This window comes from Dyella sp. 01N36, from assembly GCF_056399745.1.
In genome coordinates, this window is record NZ_JBFTRY010000208.1 from 1 (window position 1) to 5,633 (window position 5,633).

Sequence of the window (5,633 nt, forward strand, 5' to 3'; positions counted from 1 at the left end):
GTGCGCGTGCGGGTTACGGGGTTTTTCGACAGGACATCCCTGTCCTGTCGAAAAACTGGCCGCATCCATGCGGCCACCCTGCGGGCTTTCCTCCACCCGCCCGCCGCGTCATACGGGGACCCCGGGGGTAGAGCCAAAAGCCGGATCAAGAGAAAAACAACGCTTGTCTTGCCGGGTGTCTTTTTGTAGGAGCGCACTTGTGCGCGACCAGCCTACGGAGCGATACACCCACGCTCCGCGGTCGCGCACAAGTCCGCTCCTACAAGGGAGCGCGCACGCCGTGGGGCGTGGACCTGGAGTTGCGGTCGGCTCTTTGTGGGAGCGCACCCTGTGCGCGACAAMCCTACGGAGCGGTACACCGCAGCATGGCTGTCGCGCACAGGGTGCGCTCCCACAGACCAGCGCGAGTTGTCCGCGCTGCGCTCATCGAAGGTCGCGAGAAAAGCGCGCGGGCTTTCAGTTCGGCCTGCGCGCTCCCAGCTGCACCAATACCTCATGCGCCGAGCGAATGCGCTCTGTCGCCCCCGGCAGCTCCAGGTTTACCTTCAGCTTGTCCTGGCCATCGAGCTTGTAAACGCGCGGCAGCCCCTGGATCAGGCGAATGATGGCCATGGGGTCGACTTCCGGCTTGTCGCGGAAAACGATGCGTCCGCCATTGGCGCCGAAGTCGAGTTTGCGGATGCCTAGCGGGGTTGCCATCAGCTTGAGTTGGGCGATGGCGAACAGTTGCTTGGCGGGGTCGGGCAGCAGGCCGAAGCGGTCGATCATTTCCACTTGCAGGTCGCGCAGGTGGTCGTCGTTGCGGGCGCTGGCGATGCGCTTGTAGAGCGTCAGGCGGGTGTGTACATCGGGCAGGTAGTCATCGGGAATCAGCGCCGGCAGGTGCAGTTCAACTTCCGTTTCGTGTTCGCTGCTGAGATCGAAGTCGGGCACCTTGCCGGACTTCAGTGCGCGCACGGCGCGTTCCAGCAGCTCGGTGTATAGACCAAAACCGATTTCCTGGATCTGGCCGGACTGCTCGTCGCCCAGCAACTCACCGGCACCGCGGATTTCCAGGTCGTGCGTGGCAAGCGTGAAGCCCGCGCCCAGTTCTTCCAGCGAAGCGATCGCTTCAAGGCGCTTCTCGGCATCGGCCGTCATCGCCTTGCGATCGGGGACCACGAGGTAGGCATACGCGCGGTGATGCGAGCGGCCCACGCGTCCGCGCAGCTGATGCAGCTGCGCGAGGCCGAAGCGGTCGGCGCGGTTGATGATGATGGTGTTGGCGGTGGGGATGTCGATGCCGGTTTCGATGATGGTGGTGCACACCAGCACGTTGAAGCGCTGGCGGTGGAAATCCGCCATCACCCGTTCGAGTTCGCGTTCGGGAAGCTGGCCGTGGGCTACGCCGATGCGTGCCTCGGGGATCAGCTCCTGCACTTCGCGCGCGGCGCGCTCGATGGTGTCGACCTCGTTGTGCAGGAAGTACACCTGGCCGCCGCGCTGCAGTTCGCGCTGGAATGCTTCGCGCGCGAGTGCCGGTTCCCATTGCGCAACAAAGGTGCGCACGGCCGTGCGATGGGCCGGCGGCGTGGCGATCAGCGACAGGTCGCGCAAGCCGGCCATCGCCATATTGAGCGTGCGCGGGATCGGCGTGGCCGTCATGGTGAGCAGGTCGACTTCGGCACGCAGCTTCTTCAGCTGTTCTTTCTGGCGCACACCAAAGCGCTGCTCTTCGTCGACGATGACCAGGCCGAGATTCTTGAACTTGATCTCCGGCGCGAGCAGCTTGTGCGTACCCACGATCACGTCGATCTGTCCGTCGGCGAGGCGCTTGAGTGCGTCGTTGACTTCCTTGCCCGACTTGAAGCGCGACAGCACGTCGACCTTGACCGGCCAGTCGGCAAAACGGTCGGCGAAGTTGCGGTAGTGCTGCTGGGCGAGCAGGGTGGTGGGCACCAGCACCGCGACCTGGCGGCCGGCCGTGGCGGCGGCAAAGGCGGCACGCAGTGCGACCTCGGTCTTGCCGAAACCCACGTCGCCGCAGATCACGCGATCCATCGCGCGTGGCGCGGCCAGATCGTGCAGCACGGAGTCGATCGCCTGCTGTTGGTCGGGTGTCTCTTCGAACGGGAAGGTGGCGCCGAACTCTTCCACCATCTGTCGATCGATCGGCATCGATTCGCCGCCGCGTGCTTCGCGTTGCGCATAGATGCCGAGCAGTTCGGCGGCCACGTCGCGTACTTTCTCTGCAGCTTTCCTGCGCGCACGTTCCCACGCATCGCCGCCCAGCGAATGCAGCGGCGCCAGTTCCGGCGCGGTACCGGTATAGCGGCTGACCAGACCCAGCTGCGCCACCGGCACGTAGAGCTTGTCGCCCTTGGCGTATTCGATGATGAGGAACTCGCCGTCCATGCCTCCCAGTTCCATCGAGACCAGGCCCTGGTAGCGACCCACGCCGTGATCGACGTGGACAATGGGCGCGCCGATGGTCAGCTCGGTGAGATCGCGGATGATGCTTTCCGGATCGCGCGCCGCGCCGCGGCGTCGCTTGCGCTCCGTGCGCACGCGCTCGCCGAACAGTTCGCGTTCGGTGAGTACGGTGAGCGCCGGATCGTTCAGCGCGAAGCCTTGTTCCAGTCCTGCCGTGGTGATGGCAAGACGCAGCTTGTCGTTGCCCAGAAACGCCGGCCAGCCATCGAGTGTCTCGGGCTTGAGACCTGCGCCGGCTAGTTGTTCGATCAGCGCTTCGCGGCGGCCCGCCGAATCGGCGGTGATCAGCACGCGTCCCGGATAATTGGACAGGAAGTGGCGCAGCGACGTGCCCGGCTCCTCACCCTTGCGGTTGAGCGGCAGCTCAGGCGCGGGCTGCGTGCCGGTGGGCAGGGCATGCTCGTGGCCGCTTTCCACCACTTCGATGCGCAGGCGCTTGTTGAGCCGTTCGCGCAGCAGTTCGGGCGGCAGGTACAACTCAGCCGGCGGCAGCACCGGACGTTCGATATCGTGTGCGCGCTGGTCGTAGCGCTCGCCGGTCTGCGTCCAGAACTGTTCGGCCGATTCGAGCGCGCCTTCGCCAAGCAGGAACACGGCGTTGTCGGCGAGATAGTCGAACAAGGTCGCGGTCTGCTCGAAGAACATGGGCAGGTAGTATTCGATGCCGCCCGGCGTCACGCCTTCCTTCATGTCCTGATAGAGCGGGCAGCGGCGCACGTCGATCGGGAAGCGTTCGCGCAGGCGCGTGCGGAAATCCTTGGCGGCGTTTTCGGTGAGCGGGAATTCGCGCGCCGGCAGCAGTTCGATGTGGTCGACCTGCTGTTGCGAGCGCTGGGTTTCCGGATCGAAGCTGCGGATCGATTCCACTTCGTCGTCGAACAGCTCGATGCGGTAGGGCTGGGCCGAACCCATCGGGAAGATGTCGATCAGCGCACCGCGTACGGCAAAATCACCTGGCTCGGCCACTTGCGGCACGTTGCGGTAGCCGGCTGCTTCCAGTCGGCGCTGTTCGGCGGCCAGATCCAGTTTCTGGCTCTTCTTCATCACCAGGCCTGCGCCGGTGATGTGACTGCGCGGCGCGATGCGCTGCATCAGCGTGGCGATCGGCACCACCAGCACGCCGCGCTGCACGGTAGGCAGCTGGTAAAGCGTGGCGATGCGTTGGGAGACGATGTCCGGGTGCGGGCTGAAGACGTCGTAGGGCAGTGTTTCCCAGTCCGGGAAATGCAGCACCGGCAGGTTGCCCGCAAACACGCGCAGCTCGTCCTCCAGCGCGCTCGCCCGCTGGGTGTCGCGCGTAACGGCGACCAGCAGGCCCTGGTGCGTGCGCGCGGCTTCGGCGACCAGCAGGGCGCGCGAGGAGCCGTGCGGCGACGTCCAGAAACGGCGCTGCTTGGGGCTGGTGGGCAGGGAAGGGTGGGGAATCGACTTGGTCATGCGAACCCGACAATCAGAGGCGTGGCGGCCAGGGATGCCGATCAAATGCGCATGGAGTCATGCCGCCCATGCGCATTTGATCAGAGCATCCCCAGCCACACCGGAAAGCGCGCAAGTGTAACGCGACCGCCCCGGACGAGCCGGGGCGGATGGACTTCTCTATATGGGCACGCGCCGGGTGCGCGACAAGCCCGGGCGGCTGGCGCCTCAGAGCTGCAGCGAGATCTGCGCGGTGCCGGGTTCGTCCGGCGTCAGGCGGCGCACGAAGCCCAGTTCCTTGCACAGCTGCAGCATGGGGCGATTTTCCAGCAGCACATAGCCCCAGATCTCGCTCAGGCCGCGCTTGCGGCAATCGTCGACCAGGCGCTGCATCAGCAGGGCGCCCAGGCCCTGGCGGGCCCAGTCATGCTCGACCAGCACCGAGAACTCGGCACTGTTGGCGGACTCGTCCACAAAGATGCGGCCGACGCCGCGCAGCTCGGCCGGCTGCACCGTTTCGTCCATCAGCACGAAGGCCGTTTCCAGCTCGGGATCGATATTCGTCAGGCGCAGGGCCATCGAATCGGGCAGCTCGCCCATCGAGTGCAGGAAGCGGCGGCGGATGTCTTCCGGCGACAGGCGCGAGAACTGGCGCTTGAGGGCGGCCATATCGCCCGGCTCAATACCGCGCAGGAACAGCTCGCGACCATCATGGGTCTGCACCCGCTCGCCTTTCGCCTTGGGCGGCTCCACCAGGCGCGGGCGTGCAAAACGCTCGGGGCTGCGCAGGGGCACCAGGGCGCGGCTGTTGGAGTAGTAGTCGATGGCGGGAGTCATGCCCATACTTTACCGTACTGTGTGCAGTGCAACATGAACAAAAGGCCTTCAAGGCAGCGCTTCTTGGTGACTCTATGTCGCACCGCATGGCTGAGCGCACGCGAAATTCTGCGAGAGCGGGCCGGACCCGGGCAGAATGCGCCAGCACGCCTGTGACGGCGTTGAGAGAGAGTGAAATCCATGGCGACTGCGTCCAAAGGCATCACCCCGGCACAACTGGAGAAGCTCTGCGGGGGCTGGCCCGGCGTGACCCGGGACATCAAATGGGGCGCGGACCTGGTGTTCAGCGTGGGCGGCAAGATGTTTGCGGTCATGCCCACCGACGGCGGACGGATCTCCTTCAAGGTGGAGGACGAGCGCTTCCTGGAACTCAGCGACCAGCCGGGTATGATCGCCGCCCCTTATCTGGCCCGCGCCCGCTGGATTTCGGTGGTGGAGCCCAAGCGTTTCAGCACCGCGGAACTGTCGGAGCTGATCGGCACGGCTTACGGGCTGATCCGCGCCAAGCTGACCAAAAAACTGCAGGCCGAGTTGGGCGAGTGGCCGCCATCAAAGGAACACAAGAAGTGAAGCAATACATCGGCAGCATCGCCCTCGTCGTGGCGGACTACGACGAAGCGATCCACTGGTACACGCGCGTACTCGGCTTCACGCTGATTGACGACACCGATATGGGCGGCGGCAAGCGCTGGGTCGTGGTGGCGCCGCCGGGTGCCACGGAAACGCGTGTGTTGTTGGCGAAGGCGACGTCACCGGAGCAATCCGCACGCGTGGGTGATCAGGCCGGCGGTCGCGTGTTTCTGTTGCTGCATACCGACGACTTCTGGCGCGACTATCGGCGCATGGAAGCGGCGGGGGCTGTGTTCTGCGAAACGCCGCGCGAAGAGGCCTATGGCACCGTGGTGGTG

General features: G+C 65.3%; 4 protein-coding genes. 2 read left to right on the forward strand and 2 right to left on the reverse strand.

The window, feature by feature from the left end; all coding sequences use genetic code 11:
- Positions 1 to 456: 456 nt before the first annotated feature.
- Positions 457 to 3,909, reverse strand: a complete 3,453-nt coding sequence (gene mfd, locus AC1DMG_RS19170; protein ID WP_477180914.1) for a transcription-repair coupling factor — start codon at positions 3,907 to 3,909, stop codon at positions 457 to 459.
- 207 nt (positions 3,910 to 4,116) lie between these two features.
- Positions 4,117 to 4,725 carry a GNAT family N-acetyltransferase gene (locus AC1DMG_RS19175; protein ID WP_441604171.1) on the reverse strand — a complete coding sequence of 203 codons (609 nt, stop codon included), beginning with the start codon at positions 4,723 to 4,725 and terminating at the stop codon, positions 4,117 to 4,119.
- 180 nt (positions 4,726 to 4,905) lie between these two features.
- Here AC1DMG_RS19175 and AC1DMG_RS19180 point away from each other — a divergent pair, with 180 nt between their 5' ends.
- Both AC1DMG_RS19180 and AC1DMG_RS19185 read left to right on the forward strand, forming a co-directional pair.
- Positions 4,906 to 5,295 carry an MmcQ/YjbR family DNA-binding protein gene (locus AC1DMG_RS19180; protein WP_441604170.1) on the forward strand — a complete coding sequence of 130 codons (390 nt, stop codon included), beginning with the start codon at positions 4,906 to 4,908 and terminating at the stop codon, positions 5,293 to 5,295.
- Positions 5,292 to 5,633: VOC family protein (locus AC1DMG_RS19185; RefSeq protein WP_477180915.1), on the forward strand; the 342-nt coding region annotated here is incomplete at its 3' end. The genes AC1DMG_RS19180 and AC1DMG_RS19185, both read left to right, overlap by 4 nt.

Excerpts from the sequence above, each read along its gene's own strand:
- AC1DMG_RS19180 (WP_441604170.1), top strand. The coding sequence starts at position 4,906 with ATGGCGACTGCGTCCAAAGGCATCACCCCGGCACAACTGGAGAAGCTC.
- AC1DMG_RS19175 (WP_441604171.1), bottom strand. The coding sequence starts at position 4,725 with ATGACTCCCGCCATCGACTACTACTCCAACAGCCGCGCCCTGGTGCCC.
- mfd (WP_477180914.1), bottom strand. The coding sequence starts at position 3,909 with ATGACCAAGTCGATTCCCCACCCTTCCCTGCCCACCAGCCCCAAGCAG.